26 protein-coding genes are annotated in these 20,633 nt (G+C 56.3%); all 26 read left to right on the top strand.

Annotated features, from left to right (window positions below):
- The first annotated feature begins 5 nt into the window (after window positions 1-5).
- The 26 genes from J3353_RS02415 to J3353_RS02540 all read left to right on the top strand — a co-directional run bounded on the left by J3353_RS02415 (window position 6) and on the right by J3353_RS02540 (window position 20,630).
- A complete protein-coding gene (locus J3353_RS02415; protein WP_156074340.1) occupies window positions 6-1,088 on the top strand; it encodes a major capsid protein in 1,083 nt (360 codons plus the stop codon).
- Between the two features lie 19 nt (window positions 1,089-1,107).
- On the top strand, window positions 1,108-1,380 hold the full coding sequence (locus J3353_RS02420; protein WP_207684049.1) for a hypothetical protein: 273 nt from the start codon (window positions 1,108-1,110) through the stop codon (window positions 1,378-1,380).
- 12 nt (window positions 1,381-1,392) lie between these two features.
- Window positions 1,393-1,728: a hypothetical protein gene (locus J3353_RS02425; protein ID WP_207684050.1), complete on the top strand. Its 336-nt coding sequence runs from the start codon at window positions 1,393-1,395 to the stop codon at window positions 1,726-1,728.
- Window positions 1,728-2,411, top strand: coding sequence for a hypothetical protein (locus J3353_RS02430; protein ID WP_207684051.1), 684 nt, complete (start codon window positions 1,728-1,730; stop codon window positions 2,409-2,411). The genes J3353_RS02425 and J3353_RS02430 overlap by 1 nt, the downstream gene beginning before the upstream one ends.
- Window positions 2,408-2,944: a hypothetical protein gene (locus tag J3353_RS02435; RefSeq protein ID WP_156074348.1), complete on the top strand. Its 537-nt coding sequence runs from the start codon at window positions 2,408-2,410 to the stop codon at window positions 2,942-2,944. The genes J3353_RS02430 and J3353_RS02435 overlap by 4 nt, the downstream gene beginning before the upstream one ends.
- Window positions 2,941-3,228: a hypothetical protein gene (locus tag J3353_RS02440; protein ID WP_207684052.1), complete on the top strand. Its 288-nt coding sequence runs from the start codon at window positions 2,941-2,943 to the stop codon at window positions 3,226-3,228. The genes J3353_RS02435 and J3353_RS02440 overlap by 4 nt, the downstream gene beginning before the upstream one ends.
- 15 nt (window positions 3,229-3,243) lie before the next feature.
- The gene (locus tag J3353_RS02445; RefSeq protein WP_207684053.1) at window positions 3,244-4,695 is read left to right on the top strand and encodes a phage tail sheath family protein; all 1,452 of its coding nucleotides are present in this window, start codon (window positions 3,244-3,246) and stop codon (window positions 4,693-4,695) included.
- Between the two features lie 18 nt (window positions 4,696-4,713).
- Window positions 4,714-5,241, top strand: coding sequence for a phage major tail tube protein (locus tag J3353_RS02450; protein ID WP_120020091.1), 528 nt, complete (start codon window positions 4,714-4,716; stop codon window positions 5,239-5,241).
- 76 nt (window positions 5,242-5,317) lie between these two features.
- A complete protein-coding gene (locus tag J3353_RS02455) occupies window positions 5,318-5,983 on the top strand; it encodes a phage tail assembly protein (RefSeq protein WP_207684054.1) in 666 nt (221 codons plus the stop codon).
- A gap of 127 nt (window positions 5,984-6,110) precedes the next feature.
- Window positions 6,111-10,259, top strand: coding sequence for a phage tail tape measure protein (locus J3353_RS02460; protein WP_207684055.1), 4,149 nt, complete (start codon window positions 6,111-6,113; stop codon window positions 10,257-10,259).
- A gap of 12 nt (window positions 10,260-10,271) precedes the next feature.
- Window positions 10,272-10,475 carry a tail protein X gene (locus tag J3353_RS02465; protein ID WP_207684056.1) on the top strand — a complete coding sequence of 68 codons (204 nt, stop codon included), beginning with the start codon at window positions 10,272-10,274 and terminating at the stop codon, window positions 10,473-10,475.
- 12 nt (window positions 10,476-10,487) lie between these two features.
- Window positions 10,488-11,492, top strand: coding sequence for a phage late control D family protein (locus tag J3353_RS02470; protein ID WP_207684057.1), 1,005 nt, complete (start codon window positions 10,488-10,490; stop codon window positions 11,490-11,492).
- Between the two features lie 4 nt (window positions 11,493-11,496).
- The gene (locus J3353_RS02475) at window positions 11,497-12,135 is read left to right on the top strand and encodes a phage baseplate protein (RefSeq protein WP_120020096.1); all 639 of its coding nucleotides are present in this window, start codon (window positions 11,497-11,499) and stop codon (window positions 12,133-12,135) included.
- Window positions 12,136-12,147: 12 nt separating this feature from the next.
- Window positions 12,148-12,552: a phage tail protein gene (locus J3353_RS02480; RefSeq protein ID WP_207684058.1), complete on the top strand. Its 405-nt coding sequence runs from the start codon at window positions 12,148-12,150 to the stop codon at window positions 12,550-12,552.
- The gene (locus J3353_RS02485) at window positions 12,549-12,875 is read left to right on the top strand and encodes a lysozyme (RefSeq protein WP_207684059.1); all 327 of its coding nucleotides are present in this window, start codon (window positions 12,549-12,551) and stop codon (window positions 12,873-12,875) included. Before J3353_RS02480 ends, J3353_RS02485 begins: the two co-directional genes overlap by 4 nt.
- Window positions 12,814-14,049 (top strand): baseplate J/gp47 family protein, encoded by a 1,236-nt coding sequence (locus J3353_RS02490; protein WP_207684060.1) that lies wholly within the window; start codon window positions 12,814-12,816, stop codon window positions 14,047-14,049. The genes J3353_RS02485 and J3353_RS02490 overlap by 62 nt, the downstream gene beginning before the upstream one ends.
- Window positions 14,042-15,055, top strand: a complete 1,014-nt coding sequence (locus J3353_RS02495; protein ID WP_207684061.1) for a phage tail protein I — start codon at window positions 14,042-14,044, stop codon at window positions 15,053-15,055. Before J3353_RS02490 ends, J3353_RS02495 begins: the two co-directional genes overlap by 8 nt.
- A gap of 54 nt (window positions 15,056-15,109) precedes the next feature.
- Window positions 15,110-15,469: a hypothetical protein gene (locus J3353_RS02500; protein WP_207684062.1), complete on the top strand. Its 360-nt coding sequence runs from the start codon at window positions 15,110-15,112 to the stop codon at window positions 15,467-15,469.
- Window positions 15,470-15,495: 26 nt separating this feature from the next.
- Entirely contained in the window at window positions 15,496-16,113 is a 618-nt protein-coding gene (locus J3353_RS02505; RefSeq protein WP_207684063.1) for a hypothetical protein, read from the top strand.
- Window positions 16,113-16,529, top strand: a complete 417-nt coding sequence (locus tag J3353_RS02510) for a hypothetical protein (RefSeq protein WP_207684064.1) — start codon at window positions 16,113-16,115, stop codon at window positions 16,527-16,529. Before J3353_RS02505 ends, J3353_RS02510 begins: the two co-directional genes overlap by 1 nt.
- 14 nt (window positions 16,530-16,543) lie before the next feature.
- Window positions 16,544-17,653, top strand: a complete 1,110-nt coding sequence (locus J3353_RS02515) for a hypothetical protein (RefSeq protein ID WP_207684065.1) — start codon at window positions 16,544-16,546, stop codon at window positions 17,651-17,653.
- Between the two features lie 100 nt (window positions 17,654-17,753).
- Window positions 17,754-18,158: a diversity-generating retroelement protein bAvd family protein gene (locus tag J3353_RS02520; RefSeq protein ID WP_156075097.1), complete on the top strand. Its 405-nt coding sequence runs from the start codon at window positions 17,754-17,756 to the stop codon at window positions 18,156-18,158.
- Between the two features lie 229 nt (window positions 18,159-18,387).
- On the top strand, window positions 18,388-19,656 hold the full coding sequence (locus J3353_RS02525; protein ID WP_370569148.1) for a reverse transcriptase domain-containing protein: 1,269 nt from the start codon (window positions 18,388-18,390) through the stop codon (window positions 19,654-19,656).
- A complete protein-coding gene (locus J3353_RS02530) occupies window positions 19,637-19,807 on the top strand; it encodes a hypothetical protein (protein ID WP_197039592.1) in 171 nt (56 codons plus the stop codon). Before J3353_RS02525 ends, J3353_RS02530 begins: the two co-directional genes overlap by 20 nt.
- Window positions 19,797-20,210 (top strand): D-Ala-D-Ala carboxypeptidase family metallohydrolase, encoded by a 414-nt coding sequence (locus tag J3353_RS02535; RefSeq protein ID WP_156075096.1) that lies wholly within the window; start codon window positions 19,797-19,799, stop codon window positions 20,208-20,210. The genes J3353_RS02530 and J3353_RS02535 overlap by 11 nt, the downstream gene beginning before the upstream one ends.
- Before the next feature lie 18 nt (window positions 20,211-20,228).
- The gene (locus J3353_RS02540) at window positions 20,229-20,630 is read left to right on the top strand and encodes a hypothetical protein (RefSeq protein WP_207684066.1); all 402 of its coding nucleotides are present in this window, start codon (window positions 20,229-20,231) and stop codon (window positions 20,628-20,630) included.
- Window positions 20,631-20,633: the final 3 nt, after the last annotated feature.

Below are 20,633 nucleotides of genomic sequence, written 5' to 3' on the forward strand. Positions count from 1 at the left end.
ACACAATGGCTGAGATTCTTCTGAATTTCTTCGACAACATCATTCTGGCCGCAGCCGTTGAAGAGGTCGTCCCGGCGGTCGGCTTCTTCAAGGATCGCTATTTTCCGACCGGCGCAGGCGACATTTTCAAGGCTGACAAGGTTATCACCGAGTACCGCGACGGCGACCGCAAACTGGCGGCGTTCGTTGCTCCCCGCGTTGGCGACATTCCCATGACCCGCCGCGGCTATGAGATCAACAGCATCCAGCCTGCATACATCGCCCCGTCCCGTCTGCTGACTCTGGACGAGCTGACCAAGCGCGGCTTTGGCGAAGCGATCTATCCCGGCATGGACGAGCAGCAGAGAGCCGCCCGTCTGCTGGTGGATGATATGGCTGAAATGGATGCCCGCATTACCCGCCGCGAAGAGTGGATGGCCGCGCAGACCATGATTAACAACGGCTGCGATATGGTGGAGTACATCGACGATGTGACTCAGGGCGACACCAAGCAGGTGCGCTTCTTCAACGGCGCAAAGAGCGATCACCTGTACACCGTGGCAAAGAAGTGGAACGAGGACGGCGGCGATTACCGCAGCGATGTGCGTAATATGTGCCGTATGCTGTCCTCCCGCGGCCTGCCCGCTGTCGATCTGGTTCTCGGCTCGGATGTTGCTGACTACATCCTGACCGATGCAGAAACCCAGCGGCTTCTGGACAAGAACAGCGGTATCATCACCGGCGAGATTCGCCAGCAGCTTTCCAAGTACGACGGTGTTGTTCTCATGGGTACTCTGAACTTCGGCGGCTTCATGCTCACTGTGTTCAGCGTCGATGAAACCTACTCCGACGACCACGGCCTGACGAAGAAATATTTCCCCGCCGATGCTGCTATGGTGACTGCTCCCAACTGCGGCCACATGATGTACGGCTCCATCACCCAGATGGATTACGGTCAGGTGAACTACTCGACCTATGCTGCAAAGCGTGTGCCGAAGTTCGTCGTGGATCAGGACAAGGACACCCGCAAGCTCCGTCTGGGCTGTCGCCCTCTGGCCGCTCCCAAGAACAAGAATCCGTACATCTTCGCCGCAAACGTGGTGGGCTAAACCGGAAAGGAGCAGCTACATGAAAATCGTTCAGATCATCGCCGGTGGTTACGGCCACCGCCCCAAGGCAAACGCCCCCGCCAAGCTGATTCTGGCGGGGGAATTTGTTTGCCTTGATGATGCCGAAGCTGACCGCCTTGTGCAGCAGGGCGTTGCAGTCTATGGCGAACCGGACGAGGAAACCCGCGAGATCGTGGAACAGGCAGATGCCGACGGCAACGAGCCTGAACCGCAGCCCGCCGCGGCGGACAAACCGACCCGCAGAAAGGCCCGCAAGACCTCCGCGGAGTAAACGGGTGCAACCATGACCGACTTTCTGGAAATGGCAATGGCCGACATTGACGAGGTTTTCTTTCAAGAGTTTGTCGAAAAGCACACCATCGACGGAGAAGAGTTCGATGTTGTGCCGTATGAGGTAGACCTGAGAGAACGCAAGTCGCACTGGGAAGCCGGAGCCAAACAAAACTTCGACCAAGGACTGTATATTTCTCAAAAGCAGTTTTTTGTTCGCGTTGCTGATTATGGCCCTGCTCCTAAAATTGGGAAACCGATGGAGTACGACAAGATCACCTACTCGGTGAAGAGCTGCCAGACAGAACATGGTCTGTATTTGGTCACGTTGGAGAGGGTGCGGCAGTAATGGCAAAAGCAATCTATGACGTGCAAGTGCCGAACATCAGTGAGGTGGAACGTGCGCTCGGCGATCTGCATGACAAGGCTCCCAGAGCCATGAAGAATGCAGTCAACCAGACTGCCACGAGAGCCAAGAACATGATGGTTCGGCAGGCACGGCTTCGGTACGCCGTCAATTCTGCCGGTCGCCGTCACCTGAATGCGTTGAAAATCCGCAACAGGGCGACGACGCAGAACCCCACGGCGGAGATTTTTATTTCCAGCCGCCGAAACGATCTGGGCGATTTTCAGTCAAACCCGGCTGTTCCTCACATGGGAACAAGCTGGGTTTTGTCGCCTGAGTTCCACACCTCCCGTGTCTTGAAGAAAAATCCGATGGCCCCGCTGACCGGCGGACAGACCGATTACGGTCAGGCGAGTAAGGGCTTTCTGGTGAAGTTCGACAGTGGACACGTTGGCATGGTGCAGAGGATTCTCGGTCGTCCGGCGACAAACCCGAAATCGACAAGATGGAGGAACAGGAACGGCATCGTAGAAAAACTCTACACCATGTCCAGCCCGTCCGCCAGTGCTATGCACAGCACGGTATGGCGGGAAGAGGTGGAGCCGGACAGTGAGATCATCTTGCAGGAGCGGTTGCAGCATGAGGTGTCCAAAATTCTGTTGCAGGCCGGGAGGAAAGCAAAGTGAGAGAAAGCAATTATACGCCGGTTGACGCTGTGAAGTGTCTGCACAAGGAGCTGGAAAAGCTCTTTGATGGCAAGACATTCAGCGGTCAAGGCAAGGATAAGCCGCTCAACATCTTCGACTTTGAATTTCCGACCGACTTCGGCAACGACGAAGATGTGGACACGGTGGCCGCAGCCGCCCCGTTTATTCTGGTCAAGGCCGCAGGTTGGAGCATCGACAAGATGGAAGAGCCGGAACTGGTGGACATGAGCCTGATTATCTGTACATACCAGACCCCAAGCCGCAACAAGGCGGAGGGAGCGCGGGACATGAAAGCCCCGGCGGTGCTGGACTTGTACAACATCATGCAAGACCTCGCCCAGCATTTCCGCGTCCACAACATCTTCGGCGATTACTTCAACGTGCTGCTCCCCATTGATTGTGCGATCCAGCAGGATAACACAAGCCCGTACTACTTTGCTACCGTGCAGATGGACGTAACCTGTCCCAGCATGAGCAGCGAGAACAACCCGGAAATTGAGGTGTTAATATGAGCGAGAGAAAACAGACCGCCGCCGCAGAGAATACCGCAGCGGTGGAAAAGACCGGCCCTGTTGTGTACTGTGGCCCGTCCGTAAAGAACACTGTGAAGCAGTTTACCGTGTACAGCGATAGCGACGCGCTGCCGGATGCGGTGACTGACTTCCTGAACAAAATCCCGGCGGCACGGGGCCTGATGGTTCCCATCGCCGACTTCGCAAATACTCGCGCAACTCTGGAAAACCCCAAGAGCGGCGCGGGTATTATTTTTGCCGCGGTTAAGGCGGCACTGAACTAAAGGAGGGAGTAACGCATGGCAGTTTATAAGCATGGCGTTTACGTCACTGAGCAGCCGACCGGTGTTGTTGCGCCGGTACAGTCTACCGCTGGTTTGCAGGTGGTGATCGGTACTGCGCCGATCAACCGCGCCAGCGACCCCTATCACTGCACCAACGTCCCGATTCTGGCGACCAGCCTGAAAGAAGCCACCGCAGCTCTCGGCTACGATGACGACTACGAGAAGTACACCCTCTGTCAGAGTATGGGTGCTTGCTTCAAGGTTCTGGGTGTTTCGCCGGTCGTGTACATCAACGTCCTCGACCCGGCCAAGCACAAGAAGAACATGACCGAAACCACCGTGCAGGTCAACAGCGGCGTTGCCACCGTTGCCGTCAAGGACATTCTGTTGGACAAGCTGGTGGTCAAGTCCGCATCCACGGCTCTGACCGCTGGCACGGACTACACCGCAGCGTTTGACGATGACGGTTATGTGACCATCGCCATCATCCCCGGCGGCAAGGCAGCAAGCGCGACCAGCCTGACCGTAAGCGGTGTGCAGATCGACCCCACCGCCGTTACTGCGTCCGACGTTGTGGGCGGCGTGAACGCACAGGGCGTAGAAACCGGCATGGAGGTAATTCGCCAGATTTACCCTGCACTGAACATGACTCCCGGCATCCTGCTGGCTCCCGGCTGGTCGGAGGACGCTACGGTTGCCGCTGGCTTGCAGGCCAAGACCACCAGCATCAACGGCGTTTTCCGCGCCGTCTGCATCGTGGACGTGGACAGTTCCACCACCGGTGCAAAGATGTACACCGGTGTGAAGCAGCAGAAAGAGAAGCAGGCCATCACGAGCGCAAACTGCTACCCGGTCTGGCTGTACGCCAAGGTTGGCGATGTGGTCTATGCCGGTTCCGCTATGGCCGCTGCGCTGACCGTGGCGACCGATGCAGCCAATGGCAACATTCCCTATGTCAGCCCGTCCAACAAGACGCTGGCAATCTCCGCCGCCTGCCTGAAAGACGGCACGGAAGTGCTGCTGGATCAGGAGCAGGCAAACGTCGTCAACTCGTTCGGCGTGGCAACGTGGCTGAACATGAACGGCTTCCGTCTGTGGGGTAACAATACGGCCTGCTACCCCGGCAACACCGACCCCAAGGATCGCTGGTTCAGTGTCCGCCGCTTTATGAACTGGGACGACAATACTTTCATTCAGACCTACTTCCAGAAGGTCGATGATCCTCTGAACAAGCGTCTGATCGAGGCTCTGGTGGACAGCGAGAATGTGCGCGGAAACAGCTTTGTCAGCCGCGGCATTTGCGCCCGCCATGAGATTCAGTACATCGAAAGCGAGAATCCCACCACCTCGCTGCTGAACGGCTGCATTACTTTCCACAAGTATCTGTCTCCGTTCAACCCGGCGGAGGACATCGAAGAGCTGGTGGAGTTCGATCCCAACGCGATCTCTGACGCGCTGGGCGGCTAAACGAAAGGAGGATAAACTATGGCACTGGATACTAACCTGACCCCGGAAATTGTCAACAGCTTCAACGTCTACATTGACGGCGTGAAAGCCATCGGCACGGCCCCGGAGATTACCCTGCCGCAGATCACCTCGGAAACCATCGACGTTTCCGGCTCTGGCATCCTCGGCAAAATCAGCGCACCGAACATCGGTCAGTTTGAGAGCATCGAGCAGGAGGTTTCTTTCAACCTCGTGTATTCGAGCTTTGTCAACGTGCTGTCCCCGAAGCGTCAGGTCAATCTGACTTTCCGTGTGGCGCAGCAGGCGGTCGATAAGAGCCTTGGCTATGCCTACAAGGGCCTGCGCATCGTCGAGATCGGTCGTGTCAAGGAGTTCACTCCCGGCAAGATCAAGGCGGGCGAGGGCATGGAAGCAAAGGTCAAGCTCGAATTGACGTACCTCATGATCGAGAACGACGGCGAAGAGATTATCGCCATCGACAAACTGAACGGTATCTACCGTGTGCAGGGTGAGGATATGCTGGCGGATGTTGCCGCTCTGATCTGATCCCAAAGGAACGAATGACCGCCCCGAAAGACCGGGGCGGTCAATTTTTTGTATCTGACAGAAAGGAAACTTCATCATGGAGAAGAACATTTCTACCGCCGCAGAGCAGACCGAAACCGCAGAGGTCAAGAAGAACCCGAAAATCATCGAGCTGGCCCGTCCCTATAAGTTCGACGACAAGGAGTATACCGAGATTGACCTGTCCGGTCTGGACGGCCTGACCATCAAGGACGCGGTGCTTATCATCAAGAAGCTGTACAACGAGGGTGAGCTGGCCGCGATGATTACCCCCGAAACTGCCACCGCATACACCGACGCTCTGGCCGCAGCAGCAACGAAGCTCCCCATTGAGTTCTTCCAGTTGCTTCCCATCGGCGCAAGCAAAAAGGTGCGCCAGACCGTGCAGGCATCCCTCCGCAGCGCGGCGGCAGAGGACGGCGACGACAAGGACGAGCACAGCCACGTCATGAAGTTCGGCAAGCCCTACACCTACAAGGGCGAAACCTACACTTCCATTGATCTGTCCGGTGTCGCCAACATGACCGGCATGAATGTCCGTCAGGCGGAGAACCGCATGGAGGAAGAGGACATTCGCGCAGCAGAAAAGACTCTGAACTACTACTACTGCTGCCTGATTGCTTCTATGGCGACCGGCAAGGATGTTGCGTTCTTCCTCGGCCTGCCCCTGTCGGAAGCTGTGCAGCTCCGCGCAGGTGTCAACCACAAGGATTTTTTCGCTTAAAGGGCGGCTACAAAACAATCAGAAAGGCGGCGATAGCTCTCGCCACAGTCACGCACACAAGCGCAGATTTTTACCTGAACTTGCCTGTGCGTGAGCTGGTGGAGATTCACGGGGAGGTTGCGGAGGAATGGCAAAAAATCAAGAGTTAGAACTTTCCATCCTGATCGGCGGTCACGTTGACAATTCGCTTGCACAAGCGGTTAAGCTGGCGAACACGCAGATCGGGAGCATTGCAAACGGAGCATCGAAGTTCGCGGCGAATATCGCCAAGGGCGCGGTGGCCGCAGCTGGCGGTTTGGCCGCTGGCGTGGTTGACACGACAAAAGAAGCGGTTTCTTTTGAAAGCGAAATGCTGGATGTGACGAAGTACGTTGGCGGTCTGACGGACGATAGCGGAAAAGTCATTCGTGAAAACTACGAAGAAATGTCGAAAGACATTCTTGATTTAAGCACCGATATTCCGTATACCGCCGAAGAACTGACCCGTCTTGCGGCTGCTGCCGGTCAGTCTGGCAAGAGCATGGACGACCTGATAAGTGACGGCTTCCTGCGTGATGTTGCTGAAATGGGAACGGCTATGGACATTTCCGCAGATCAGGCGGGCGACTGGGCCGCAAAGTGGGAAGTGGCTTTCGACATAAACCACGGTCAGGTTATGGAGCTGGCCGATCAGATCAACTATCTGGGTGCGCACTATGCGACGACCGCCGCAGAAATCGCCCAGACGGTGAACGACACCGGTTCCCTCGGCCAGATTGCGGGTATGGACGTTGCAAGCACGGCGGCTCTGTCTACGGCACTTCTGGCAATGGGCGTTGACTCCGGCAAGGTGGCAACGTCTATTCGCCGGATGTACACAAACCTCTCGATGGGATCAAAAGCGACCGACGCACAGGCGGCGGCATTTGAACAGCTCGGCTTTACTGCGGAACAGTTTGCAAAGGATATGCAGACGGATGCACCGGCGGCAATAAAGAGCCTGTTCACGGCTATTGGAAGCCAGCCGAAAGACAAACAGGTTGGCTACCTGAAAACGCTGCTCGGACAATGGGCCATTGAATCCGGTGCAAAGCTGACCGGAAATCTTGACCTGTTTATAAAGACGCTGGACGACGTGGGCGATGCTTCTAAATACAACGGCAGTATGTACAAGGAGTTTTTGCTGAAATGCGAAACCTCCGAATCTGTACTGACGATGTTGAGCAACGCATGGCGGGCCGTCCGCATTGAGGTCGGAAACAATTTCCTGCCTATTCTGAAAGACGTTGCCGGGTTCGGCATCGAAAAAATCAACGACTTCCGCGCAGCCCTGCCGGATATAACGGCACGGGTAAAGGAAGTGATCGAGTACCTGCTGAACAACGGCGACAAGGTAGCCGCCACGCTCGGCGGCATCGGCGCGGCGTGGGCCGGTATGAGGTTTGCGCCGCAGATTCTTCAAGTCGTCAGTGGGGTCACAAAGGGAGTGAGTGGGGCCACCACCGGCGGCGGAAAGATTTTCAACGGCATCCGCACCATTGCCAGCGGCATGAGCTACGGCGCACAGATGGCGGGCATCCAGTCCCCATCCATTGGCCCGCAGCCGCAAAACTCGTTCCTGAAAAATATTGCGACCAAAGCGAACGGTGCAGGTGTTGGTCTGTGGGCTACCCTGAAAAACTTTACCGGTCTGACCAAGACCAACGGAAAGGATTTGGGAAAGTCCAAGATCGATTTTGTTCGGGATGTTATGGGTGCAGCAGAGCGCGGGCAGACCATACGGCAGAGCTTCCCGGCTCTGAACCGGATTGCAGTTGCCGCAGGTGATGTGGGAAAAACCCAGATCGGAACGGCGGTTACAAATCTTCCCGGAACCATTGCGAAGCAGGGCGTAGGCTTCCTGAACAGCCTGAACATTGCCCCCGGCTCGAAGCTTAACAGCGTGATCTCCAATATGGCGGCAAGCACCGCTATGACGAAAGGCAATGCGTCACTCTCGGCAATCGGAAGCGTTTTTGCGCAGACGGGAGCAGGAAAGAAACTGTCCGGCATGGCGGCAAATGTTGGCGCATTCCTGTCCGATATTCCCGGCGGCATCAAAGGCGGCATTGCAAAGGGTGGCGTGAATTTCCTGAACGGATTGAACATTGCCCCAGGTTCTAAGCTGAACAGCGTGATCTCTAGCATGGCGGCAAGCACCGCCACGAAGAGCGGCGGCGAAGCGTGGACGCAGATCAAGGGCATTGCGGGTCAGACGAAAGTTGGTAAGGCTGTGTCCGGCGTGGCGGACTTCGGCGGCAAAGCGTTCGGGCTGGGTAAAGCTGTGGCATCGCCAGTCCTGAAAGGCGGCTTCAACATCTTCGCGGGCCTTATGTCTACATTTGGCCCGGTGATCGCCGGTCTGGGCGGAGTGATCGCGGTGGTCAGCCTGCTGGGAGATCACTTCGAGGACATTCGCCAGATCATCGGACAGGTGTTTGGCGAAAAGGGCCTGACGCTCTTTGACGGATTCACCGGGAAAGTGCAGGGCATCGCAGGGAACATCCACGATACCTTGGCTGGCGCGTTCTCGCTGGAAAACCTGCAAAACATCCAGCAGAGTTTGAGCGGGAAGAGCATCTTCGGCATCGACGATCTGGGAACTACGTTTGGCGCGGTGATCCCGATTATCGAGTCGGTAAAGGGCTTGATCGGGCAGATCGTAGACCTCGGCGTGAACCACATCAAGCCGCTGCTGGCGGACGTGCTGAGTTTCGCTGTGAACGAGCTGTTCCCGGCGGTGTCGCCGCTGATAAGCGCGATTATTAGTCTGGTCGGTACGACCCTGATAAACGCGATCAAGTTGGTAGTCGATGTGATCCACGGCCTGCTGCCGGTGATAGAGCCTGTGATCCAGTCCATCGTTGGGCTGATAAAGGGCATCGTATCGGTGACGGTCACGGTCGTCAACGGCATCATTCGCGCCCTGAATAGCTTCTCGTTCACGGTTCCCCAGTGGCTTGAAAATGTCCCAGTGGCGAAGAACTTCGCCGGTAAGACGTTCGGCTTTAACCTGTCGGAAGTGGCAATGCCCGCTTTCGCAAACGGCGGCTTTACCCGTGGGGTGAGCATCGCCGGTGAAGCTGGAACGGAAGCTGTCATTTCTTTCAAGCCCAGCGTCCATGACAGCAACGTGGAAAACTGGGTGCGGGCTGGCCGTATGCTGGGCGTGTCTGGTGAGGACGCGACCCGCGCAGCCGGTGTGCAGAACGTCCAGTATTTTGCGAACGGCGGCTTCACCGACGGAAGCAAGGAAAAGCTGGACAACTTGATCGACTTCTCCAAAGCCTACGGCGATTACGCTCTGCGCTCCAACGGCATCAAATCCACCGGTGATGTGGTGTCGATGATGTGGACGGTGGCGAACAACGCCATGTCCGGGGACGGCTCTTTGGAACTGGTGGCGACCAGCATCGCCGCCGACGTTGCACCCATCATCCTGAACAAGTATCTGGGAAGCGACAGCACGGTAACAAAGGCCGTAACGGAAGCCGCCAAGACCTACAACGGCGGCACGGTGCTGTCGAGCTGGCAGGATGGTGTCTTGACCGACACTGGAACGCCGCTCTATATGCTGTCGCAGCAGGATACGGCACAGCCGCCCGCCGCAGAAACGCCCGATGTTCCGGCTGAAACGCGCCAGACCGCGAAAGACTTTGCAGAGAACAGCGCAAGTGCAACGGGCAACGAGAAGCTGGACAACTTGATCGACTTCTCCAAAGCCTATGCCGACTACGCCCTGCGCTCCAACGGCATCCGCACGGCGGGGGACGCTGCATCCCTGCTGTGGACGGTCGCCAACAACTCGCTGGCCGGTGACGGTTCTCTGGCTCTGGCGGCTACCAGCATTGCCGCCGATGTTGCTCCGCTGGTGCTGAACAAGTATTTTGGCGGGGACAGCACGATCACCTCTATGCTGACCGAAGCGGCAAAGACCTACAACGGCGGCACGGTGCTGTCGAGCTGGCAGGATGGTGTCTTGACCGACACCGGAACGCCGCTCTATGTGCTGCCGCAGAGGGACACCGAGAAAACCCTGCCGGATATGCCGTCCAGTGCTTACCGCGCTGCGGGCGGCGAAAACGAAAGCTCCAACAGCATCAAGGATTCCCAGTTTGTTTTTGCACCGCAGATCACCGTTGGAAACGATGCAAAGGCGGAGGAAATCGAAAGAATGATGCGGGAAATGTTCGAGCAGTTCAAGCGCGAAATGCGCGAAGAAGAGCGAGAGCAAGGCCGCGTCAAATATGCTTCATAAGGGGGTGGCCTGATGGCGTACACGACGAAGAGCGGCGACACTTGGGACGGCATTGCAAAATCCGTCTATGGTGACGAGCTGAAAGCCGATGTGCTGATGGCCGCAAACCGGGAGTACATCGAGATTTACAGATTCGATTCCGGCGTTGAGCTGGTCACGCCGGACATTGAAGAAGAGGTGGCGGCAAATGATAACCTGCCGCCGTGGAAAAGGTAGGTGGTGATATATATGATTGCGATTCAGCCCAGAAAAACGATCCTGAAATTGGAGTACAACGACACCGATATTTCCGGGGACATTTCCGGGGATGTGGAGAGCTTCACCTATAACGACCGGGGAGCAGATTCGAGCGACAGCATTTCCATCAAGGTAAACGCGGTGGATGATAAGTGGATCAACTCGTGGTTGCCGGATAAGGAAGCTGTGCTGCACCCGACACTCTGCACGAAAAACTGGATCGTGCAGGGTGACAGCACCCCGCTGGATTGCGGGACGCTGGTGGTGGACGATCTCAGCTATTCCGCTGGGCCGTGTGTGCTGACCATCGGCGCGGTGGCCCGTCCGAATGGAACGAGCTTCCACGAAAAAAATCAAGAGTGCGTCTGGAAAAAGACCTCCATCAAGCGCATTGCTCAGACCATTGCCGACCGGTACGGGCTTGGGTGCAGCATGGATGCCGAGGATGTGGACATTGCACTGAAAGAGCAGGACGACACGGACAGTTCGTTCCTACAAAAACTTTGCAGCACCTACGGACTGATCCTCAAAACTTACCGGAGCAAAATCTGGATTTTTGATCGTGAGCAGTACAAGAAAAAGGATGCCGTCGCTACCTTTACCCCGGCGGACATTGTACCCAACTCCCTGAGCTGGAACACAACGCTGTCCGGGACGTACACCGGCGGAGAGTTCACCTACTCGAACCAGAAGAAAAAAGTCAACATCAAGGTCACAATCGGTACTGCCGACCGGATGCTGAAACTGAACCAGTATGCGTCCAGCGAAGCGGACGCAAAACGTCAGCTCCAAGCCGCTATCGACAACAAGAACCATTCGGCCACGACCATTTCCTTTTCGACGATGGGAAACCTGAGTCTGTGTTCGACCATGTGCATCAACATAAAGGGATTGGGGAAGTTGAACGGGAAGTATTACATGGACAGCGTGACACACACGCTGAACAAATCTTCCGGTCTGGTGACGAAAGTTTCCGCAAGCAGAGTGGGAGGGTGACAGCATGAGCAGCGTTATCCGTATTGGCTCTGTTTCCAAGGTGAACTACGAGGACGGAACCATTGAGGTTACATACGAGGATCGCGCCGATTCGGTCACGGATGAAATCTGCATGGTTTCCAATGCCATGTACAGGATGCCGGTCGTTGGCAAGCTGGTCTGTGTCCTCCACAACTCCGACAGTCAGGAAATGGGAACGTGCATCGGCACGATCTGGAATGAGGACAACAAGCCCGTCGAGGGCAAGAAGGGCCGCTACCGGCACGACTACAACGACGAGCAGGGAAAAGCATTTGAGCAGTACGACGGCGACACCGGAGACTACACGGAAACCATCGACGGCAATGTGAAAGAAACCGTTGGGAAGAACGTGGAGTACACCGTCAAGGGTGACATGACTTTCAAGGTGGGAAGTTCCACCGTAAAGGTGTGTCAGAACGGAACGGTTGAGATCAAGGGCGTTACGCTGAACTTCAACGGAACGACGGTGAACATCAAGGGATCGACCGTGAATATCTCCGGCGGTTCCGGTGACTGCAAGATCAACGGCATTTCTCTGGTAAACCACAAGCACACTCATTCTGGTGCGGCCACGGCTGGCCCGTATGTCGTTGCTGGTGAAACCGGAACTCCGACACCATAAGGGGGTGATCCTATGGCATGGGGAAGCATTGGATGCTATGCGGGGCTGATATTTACGGTGTCGAGCTGGCGAGTTCTGACACCGAACAATATCACCGGAAGCACATCAAGCAACTGGGCCGCGCACAGTGTAATCGGCGGGAAAGACAAGAGCGAGTACACAGGGCCGGGGTTGAAGTCGTACCAGTTTGAAATCCAGTTGGTTTCAAAGCTGGGCGTAAACCCGCGCAAAATCTTTGACGCGCTCATGAAGCACTGTGAAGCCGGAACGATTGACTACTTCATCCTGAACAACAAACCTATGTCGCAGAATCCGTTCAAGCTGATAAAGGTGACGACGGGCTGGGGCGCGGTGCATCGCTTCTGGGGCCTGAAAGACGGCAAAGTTACGCTGACGTTGGAGGAATACGCCTTATGAGCAGCGATATGGAAACCATGACGCTGGGCGAGTTCGACGTTGAAATTGAGCCGTCTGGCAAAACCGAAGAACTGGATATTTACAACTGCCTGCTGACGCTCTATGGCAGCAAGGAGGGCGAACAGGCCCTTGACCGGGAGTTTGGCTTGAACATGGAATGTTTGAGCCTGCCCGCCGAAGCTGCACAGGCGATGCTCACGGCAGAGATCATTCGCAAAACAAAGAAGTACGAGCCGCGGGCGGAAGTGCTGGAAGTGGAGTATGAAACGAGCCACAGCCAGCAAGGACGCATCCGGCCAAAGGTGGTGGTACAGATTGTCTAACATTGCCGAGTTTGCCGATATACCGGAGTACAGCGTTACCGGAAACCTTACGTTGCAGGATGTAAGCAATCTGGTGACGGAAATCTATACCCGGAACTATAAGGCCGTGAACGGCACGGCTCCGCCCCTGAACAAAGCAGACCCGATCATGCTCACACTGCAAAGCATGACGGAACTGTACTACATGATGATGCAGGTTGCAGAGAAACGCACCCGCTGTGCGCTGCTGAAAACGGCGACCGGCGCAGAGCTGGACAACATGGGCCTGCCGTTTGGTGTCAAGCGAAACGGCGCGACCTATGCGACGGTGACAGCTCGCTTTTCTCTTTCGGCTGCATTGAAAACCGTAGCCATGATTCCGCAGGGAACCCGCGTCAGAACTGCCGCGGGCGTTTATTTTGCCACGATGGACTATGCGCAGATCGACATTGGAAAGACCTATGTGGACGTGCTGGCACGGGCCGAAGTGGTAGGCGCGGGCAGCAACGACATTCCTCCCGGTGTTGTCGATACTCTGGTTGATGCCATTCCGTATGTGGCGGCGGTGGAGAACACCGACACCAGCAGCGGCGGCGCGGACGTGGAGAGCGACGACAGCCTGACCCGTAGAATCTGGCTTTCTCCTACGACCTACTCCTGCGCTGGCCCCAAGGACGCTTACGAGTTCTGGGCTATGTCGTTCCGGTCGGACGTGGAGAGTGCAATCGCTGTCAGCCCGCGGAATGTTGCTTGTACGGTCTACATCTTCTTCATGCTGACCGGCGGCAAGATGCCGAGCGAAAAGGACATGACCGAAATGCAAACGTATCTGATGGCCGAAGCCCGCCGCCCCATGACAGACCTTGTGATCTGCAAGGCCCCGGAGGAAGTGGAGTATTCCATCGACTTCACCTATTACATCGGTTCCGGCAATTCCAAGGGCGCAAGCATTGTTCAGGAGAACGTCGCCAAGGCCGTGGAAGAGTTTCAGGTGTGGCAGCGTTCCATTGGGCGGGATATTAACCCGTTGGAACTGGCTTCCCGTCTGCGGGCAGCGGGCGTAAAACGGGTGGAGCTGCGCCAGCCGGTCTACAAGGTGGTCGAGAGCGGGACGGATTCAGGGAAAGCCGTTGTGCAGATTCCGAAGCTGAGCGGAACGCCGACGATCATCTACGGAGGTATCGAGGATGATTAACCTGCGGGACGCAAGGATCACGGACGGCTTGCCGCGGATCGTTGCCGCTCAACCGTGGGCGCAAGTTCTGTCTGCCGTCTACGGGGAACTGCAAGACCGGATGTTTGAATATCTCGACACCGGCATGACGTTCTCCGAAGTGGACACCTGCGACGAGGGTGTGCTGGATCAGATGGCCGTTTACCTCAAAATCGAGTGGTACGACTCCACCGCCGACGTGGAAACGAAGCGGAGAATCGTCCGAACGGCGATTGAGATTCAGCGGTACGCCGGTACGGTCAAGGCCGTCCGGGAACAAGCAAGTGCCGTGTACCCTGATTCCGAGGTAGAAGAGTGGTTCGACTACGGCGGCACTCCGGGCTTCTGGCGGCTGAACGTCAACATTACGGAAGCGGCGGCGCAGTATCACACCATCCGGGAAATGGAGGATTTGCTGGGCTACACCAAACGCCTGTCTGCTCACCTTGAGCAGATCAGCTACATGGTGCGGCACGGCATCGGCGTTGGCGTGACGGTGGAGTGCATGGCCTACAAAGTGCCGGAGTGCGGTATTCCGTACTGCGGCACATACTGGAAGCCCGCTCAACTGGGCTACTCGACCGGCGCAGAGCTGGACGCAACGGCGAACACCGAAGCGTTCCTTGCGTTCCCGAAGATCACCGGTACGATCCCGGAGGTGGCAACGAAAGGTTGGAGCGCAGGACAAGAGCTGCAAACCACCCCGGCGGTGGATGGCTACTCCATCACCCCGGCGGAAACTGGCAGCGGCGTGACCGGCGACCTGCCCGTTACCAGCACAAAGGGCTACACTGCCAATATGCCGCTCTACTCTGAAACTAGAGTGGAAGCATTCACGGGGAGTCCGGGAGAAGCGGGCGATTCGACCACCGGCACAAAGCCGAGCACGGCAACGCTGGGAACCAGCGCAGCGGCCACGGCGGGCGGTCAGGTGAAAGTCGAAGCGTTCAAGATCACGCCGCGTGTCTGCGGTAAGACCTACCTGTAACAAGCTGCAACAGCCCGCAAGGGCTTTTTCTTTTGCAGAGAAAGGAGAAAGAGGATGGCGTTTTTTACGGATAATTTTCTGAACAACCGCCGCGCTGAACTGCTGCGGGCGGTTACTCGCTTCCAGTACCAGCTCAACAAGAGCACTTGGGTTGACGGCGAGATCAACAGCAAGGAGATTGACGGGACTGCCGTGGTGGTCTATGTCAATGCACCGAGTTCCGGCGCAAAGGACACGATCACCGGTGTGCGCGTCTACGACAACAACGGTGTGCTGGCCGGGAGCCAGAGCGTGAGCCTGTCCCGTGACAGCATCAACGCCGGTCTGCTGCGCTTCACGTTCCCGCTGATCGAGGTCGAACCCGAAGTGATGCGGCTGGCGGAAGCAAACGCAGAACTGGAAAAGACTTTCTGAGCAAGGAGGGATAGAAGAAAATGCTGATGTTTAAGAGAACCTTTTGGCGCAACCATGTTGAGGATCAGGACGGCAAGGTTATCCAGCAGGGTACGTTGCTGGAACAGGATCAGTTCAACCGCATGGAGGTTGGTATCTCTGATTCCAACATGGCGGCGAACATCATCCACATTATGCTGCTCTGGTTCGGTCGCCGTCTGGGTGTGCTGGAAACGTCCAGCAACAGCCACGACACCGACATTGCCAGCATTAAGACCCTGAACAGCCAGCAGGACACCCGGCTGGCCGCGCTGGAAAAGACCACCGGTAGCCATACCACGGACATTGCCAGCATGAAAAACACCGACACCCAGCAGAACAGCCGCTTGTCTGCGCTGGAACCGGAGGTGGCCGCAGAGGTCAAAGAGGTCACGCTGAAAAACGGCAGCAAGTGGCCGTTCGGGATCAACGAGGTCAGCGTGGCACTGACCAAGACCCGCAAGAACGCCAACTACGGCGTGAACGTGTACGTTAAGAGCTACGCCGGCGGTCGGCTGGGGGACATTACCGTGTCCGGCAAGCTGACCAACGGTTTCAAGCTGAAACATGACGGCTCTGCTCAGACCGTCGTGGTCGTTGTGAGAGTAACGGGAGGTATGAACTGATGAATGTTATCGAACTGAACGAGGGCCGCAAGATCGAGTACGAGCTGCGCGGCACGAAGCTGGACTTCGCGGACGGCACTCTGACCATGAACCTTGCCAAGTACCAGCGTGACTACCCTGTGACCAAGACCATCACCGGCGATGCCGAGGGCAATCTGCTGATCGACGGCAGTGACAGCCGCTTCTATGTTGCGGAGGTGGAAATCCCCGCAATCGAGTATGAGGACGTGGAGGTTGAGGGCGAAGCCGAAAACGCCACCATGACCGAAGCTGTGGAGGGTGAAACCGAAGCAGCAGAGGACACCCCGGCGGAAGATACCACCCACAAGACCCACATCGAGCGCAAGGCCAAGCCGCTGAACACCGACGACGTGACCCTGCGCCTGTGGTCTATCGAAGATTTTGACATTCTGTAAGGGAGGAAAAGACTATGGCAACTAACTTTGACGCTACCCGCCTTGCGGTGCAGACTGCATTCCCCACCAATGACCTGCTCTTTGACGACAAGGAAATGCCGTCCATCCATGTGTTTATCCCGAAGTTCCGCCTGTGCGATGTGCTGTCCACCCAGAGCACCGAAACTCACCCGGCGTTCATCGTGAACGGCAAGGAGATTGACGGCTTCTGGTTTGGCAAGTATCAGAGCACCTGCACCGACACTGGCCGTGCATACAGCCTGCCCGCCGAAGACCCCACCGTGTCCCATCCGCTTGACTGGTTCGTGACCCAGACCAACGCCAAGGGCGCGGGCTGGCACGAGATCAGCAATGCAGAGTGGGCGGCGGTCGCGCTGTGGTGTCACAAGCACGGTTGTGAGCCGAAAGGCAACAACAACTACGGTAAGGACAGCTCCGAAACCTACTACGAAGCAATCCCTGTTCCCGGTGTGCAGGACAACGGCAAGACTGCCCGTGTCCGCACCGGCACTGGCCCGCTGACGTGGAGCCACAACGGGCGCATGGACGGCATCTGGGACATGAACGGTAATATTTGGGAGTGGTGCATCGGTCTGCGTCTGGTCAAGGGCGAGTTGCAGATCATCCCCAACAACAACGCCGCCGACAACAGCGTGAGCAACGGCGCATCCAGCAGCGCATGGCGGGCAATCAAGGCCAGCGACGGCTCTCTGGTCGCTCCTGATGGCAACGGCACGACCACCGGAACCATCAAGCTGAACTACACCGGCGGTCACTGGGAGTGGGATACCACGATCAGCGATTCCAAGGACGAGAGCCGCGGTGTGCTGTTCAAGAATACAACTGCTGCATCCAGCGTGGGCGATGCCGCAAAGCTGATCCTTATGTCCCTTGCCCTGATGCCGGACACCGGCCTGACTGGTGAGGGCATTGATACAAACTACGGCAACGACAACTTCTGGGCGAACAATGCCGCTGACGAGCGGTGTCCGGTCCGCGGCGGCCACTGGGGCAATGGCGAGAGTGCCGGTGTGTTCGGCTTGTACCTCGGCGATCCGCGCTCTGATTCGTGGACGGCCGGCGGGGGCCGTTCCGCTTTTGTAAAGCTGCCCGCTGAAGCCTGATAAGCTGACGGGCTGCGCGGTAGCGCAGACCAAAGCAAAAATAAAACATAAGGCGCGGCGGGCCAGCGGCCCGCCGCGTTGATTTTTGGAGGTGTTGACTGTGCCGAACGCAGAAGCCGAAGTGCCACCCCAGCAGGGCGACAAAAAGAAAAAGCCTGAACCGTTCCATTTGGCGGAGAAGATCGGAGAAATGGTTGACTACGGCTATCCGCTCACCATGAGCTTTCCTCGGAAAGACCGTGAGCTGGCCGATGAACTTCGCAGAAGTATGTTGGCGATTCTCCGATACAGCGTTGAGATAGACCGGAGATATTTCAAAAAGACCACCACGCAAAATCTGGACGTGGAGCTGGCTGTATTGAGAAAATTTGTCCGGCTTGCGGCGAGTAAGGACTTACACGGGGGCAAGTACCCGCCGCCCTTGACGATGCACCAGTATGGAACGTGGGCGAAATTCAACGATGAAATAGGCAGGCTGTTGGGCGGCTACATTGCTTCGCTCTAAAGTCTGCCGTTTTCATACGGGAACGGGTTATTTACGGCGTGTCCGATCCGCGGCGGCAACTGGAACAATGGCGAGAGTGCCGGTGTGTTCAACTTGAACCTCAACAATCCGCGCTCTAATTCGTGGACGAACAACGGGGGCCGTTCCGCTTTACACCACAAGAACATTTTTGTTCGGCGGGATTCCACGCCGGATATGGGGGCTGTGATCTACGGGTTGCAGTCGGTGTGTGGGTCTAAAGGAACCCGTTTCCGTTCCGGTCAGCACGACCGGAAAAAATATGTATTGCCGCGAAAACGGAAACGCTACGCGCGGCGCGGTGGAATTGAGGGCAGAAATGCCAAACGAAATAAACACAATTCAAAATGCGTGGAATGTGATCTGCGAGTTTGAATACCTCGTAGAAGCTGACCACTCAGCCCGCAAGGGCAAACGATACAGGGCGGAAGTGCTGGCGTTTACTGCGAATCTGGAACACAATCTGTTTCTGATTCAAGAGCAGATGATAGCCGTGGACTGTCCGCTCGGCCCGTACCGGAAACTATGGGTGTCCGTGCCGAAGAAGCGGCTAGTGATGGCCTTGCCATACCCTGACCGGATCGTGCAATGGTCACTGTACCAATACCTCAATCCGATTTACGACCGGCTATTTATTGAGGACTCCTATGCCTGTCGCAAAGGCAAGGGAAGCCACAAGGCCGCAGCACGGTTACAATACTGGATGCGGCAAGTAGACCGGAAACCGGGGCCGGGATGGTACTACCTGAAACTGGATATAAGCAAGTTCTTTTACCGTGTGAACCATGCGAAGCTACTGAAAATTTTGGCAAAGCGTATCAAAGACCCGGAGTTGATGAAGTTCCTCGGAAGCGTGGTAAACAGCAGAGCAGAGCCGTTCGGGTTGCCCCGCGGCAAAGCCCCGCAAGATACCCCGCTGGAGGAATGGTTGTACGATGTGGGGATGCCGATAGGCAATCTCACTTCTCAACTCTTCGCCAATATTTACATGAACGAACTTGACCAGTATTGCAAGCACGTTTTGAAAATCCACTACTACATCCGGTACATGGACGACATTGTGATCCTTGGGAAGAACAAGGAAACCTTGCACGAGTGGAAAGCAAAGATCGAAACATTCCTGCATGAAGAGTTGGAGCTTGACCTGAACAATAAAACCTGCATCCGACCGGTGCGGATGGGCGTGGAGTTTGTTGGTGTGCGCATTTGGCCCGCCTACATGAAGCTGCGCAAAAGCACGGTTGGCCGGTTGAAACGGGAGGTCAAGAAAATATCAGAGCTTTACGCTTCCGGGCAGATGGATGAAGAAGCGTTCAAACGCCGTGCTGCCAGTATTAAGGGGCTGCTGGAACACACGGAGAGTGAGAGTCTACGGTGGCGGTTGAACCAGATTTATCTTGATGCCCTACGGAAATACGGAAAGACAGACCCAGACGGAACGCTCTGGAAAGGAAAGAACAATGGAAAGAAAGTGGCCTGATCTGTGCGAAACGCTGCTCGGTAAACTGGAAGCGGCGGGAGTAGACACGACCGCAGAACGCGGAGAGTTTGCCGTGCTGTACGCTGAGTGCTGCGCGGGCGGCTGTGGTAAGGCATTGAGCCGGAAAGGAGAAAAAGAAAGTGGCAATTAACGCATATTCGCTGGCAAAGGATGGGGGCAAGAAACTGTCTGCAAACTTTACCGTGAAAGAGTTCCGTTGTAAGGATGGGACTGATCCCATCTTTATTGATGATGCTCTTGTGAAGCTGTTGCAGAATATCCGGGATCACTTCGGAAAGGCCGTGACGATCACAAGCGCATATCGCACTGCCGCACACAACAAGGCGGTCAAGGGCGCAACGTATAGCCAGCATTGCTACGGCATGGCGGCAGATATTCGGGTGCAGGGCGTGGCCGTAGAAACAGTTGCGGCCTACGCCGAAACTCTGCTGAAAGATACCGGCGGCATTGGACGTTATCCCGTGAAGAACGGTCGCCCTGCTGGTTGGGTACATATCGACACCCGTGCGGTAAAGAGCCGTTGGGTTGGTTAAGAGTAGGAGGAAAACAGTATGGAGAACATTCTGAAAGTTTTTCTGATGGCATTCCCTGAATGGATGGCTGTCATCTTTATGGTGGTCGGCCTTGTGGTCACGGCACTGGCGGCGGTACGTCTGGGCTATGGCCTTGCTGTCGCAAAGACCGTGTACAAGTGGATCGTCAATGCAGAAGAAAAGTTCGGTAGCGGCGCGGGCGCAGAAAAGAAAGCTCACGTCATTGCCGTACTGCGTGGGTATACCCCCGACTGGCTGGACTGGGCGATCAATGAGCGGACGCTGGACTGGATCGTGCAGATCGTGTTCAACTTCACCAAGAAGAAGCTCGAAGATTACATGGAAAAGAAATCCGCGGAAACCACTACTGTGGCCCACTTCGGTAACGTGGGGGAGGACAACAAGAATCGCAAGGAGTAAACG

The organism is Faecalibacterium sp. Marseille-Q4137, assembly GCF_017377535.1.
Classification (GTDB): Bacteria; Bacillota; Clostridia; order Oscillospirales; family Ruminococcaceae; genus Faecalibacterium; species Faecalibacterium duncaniae.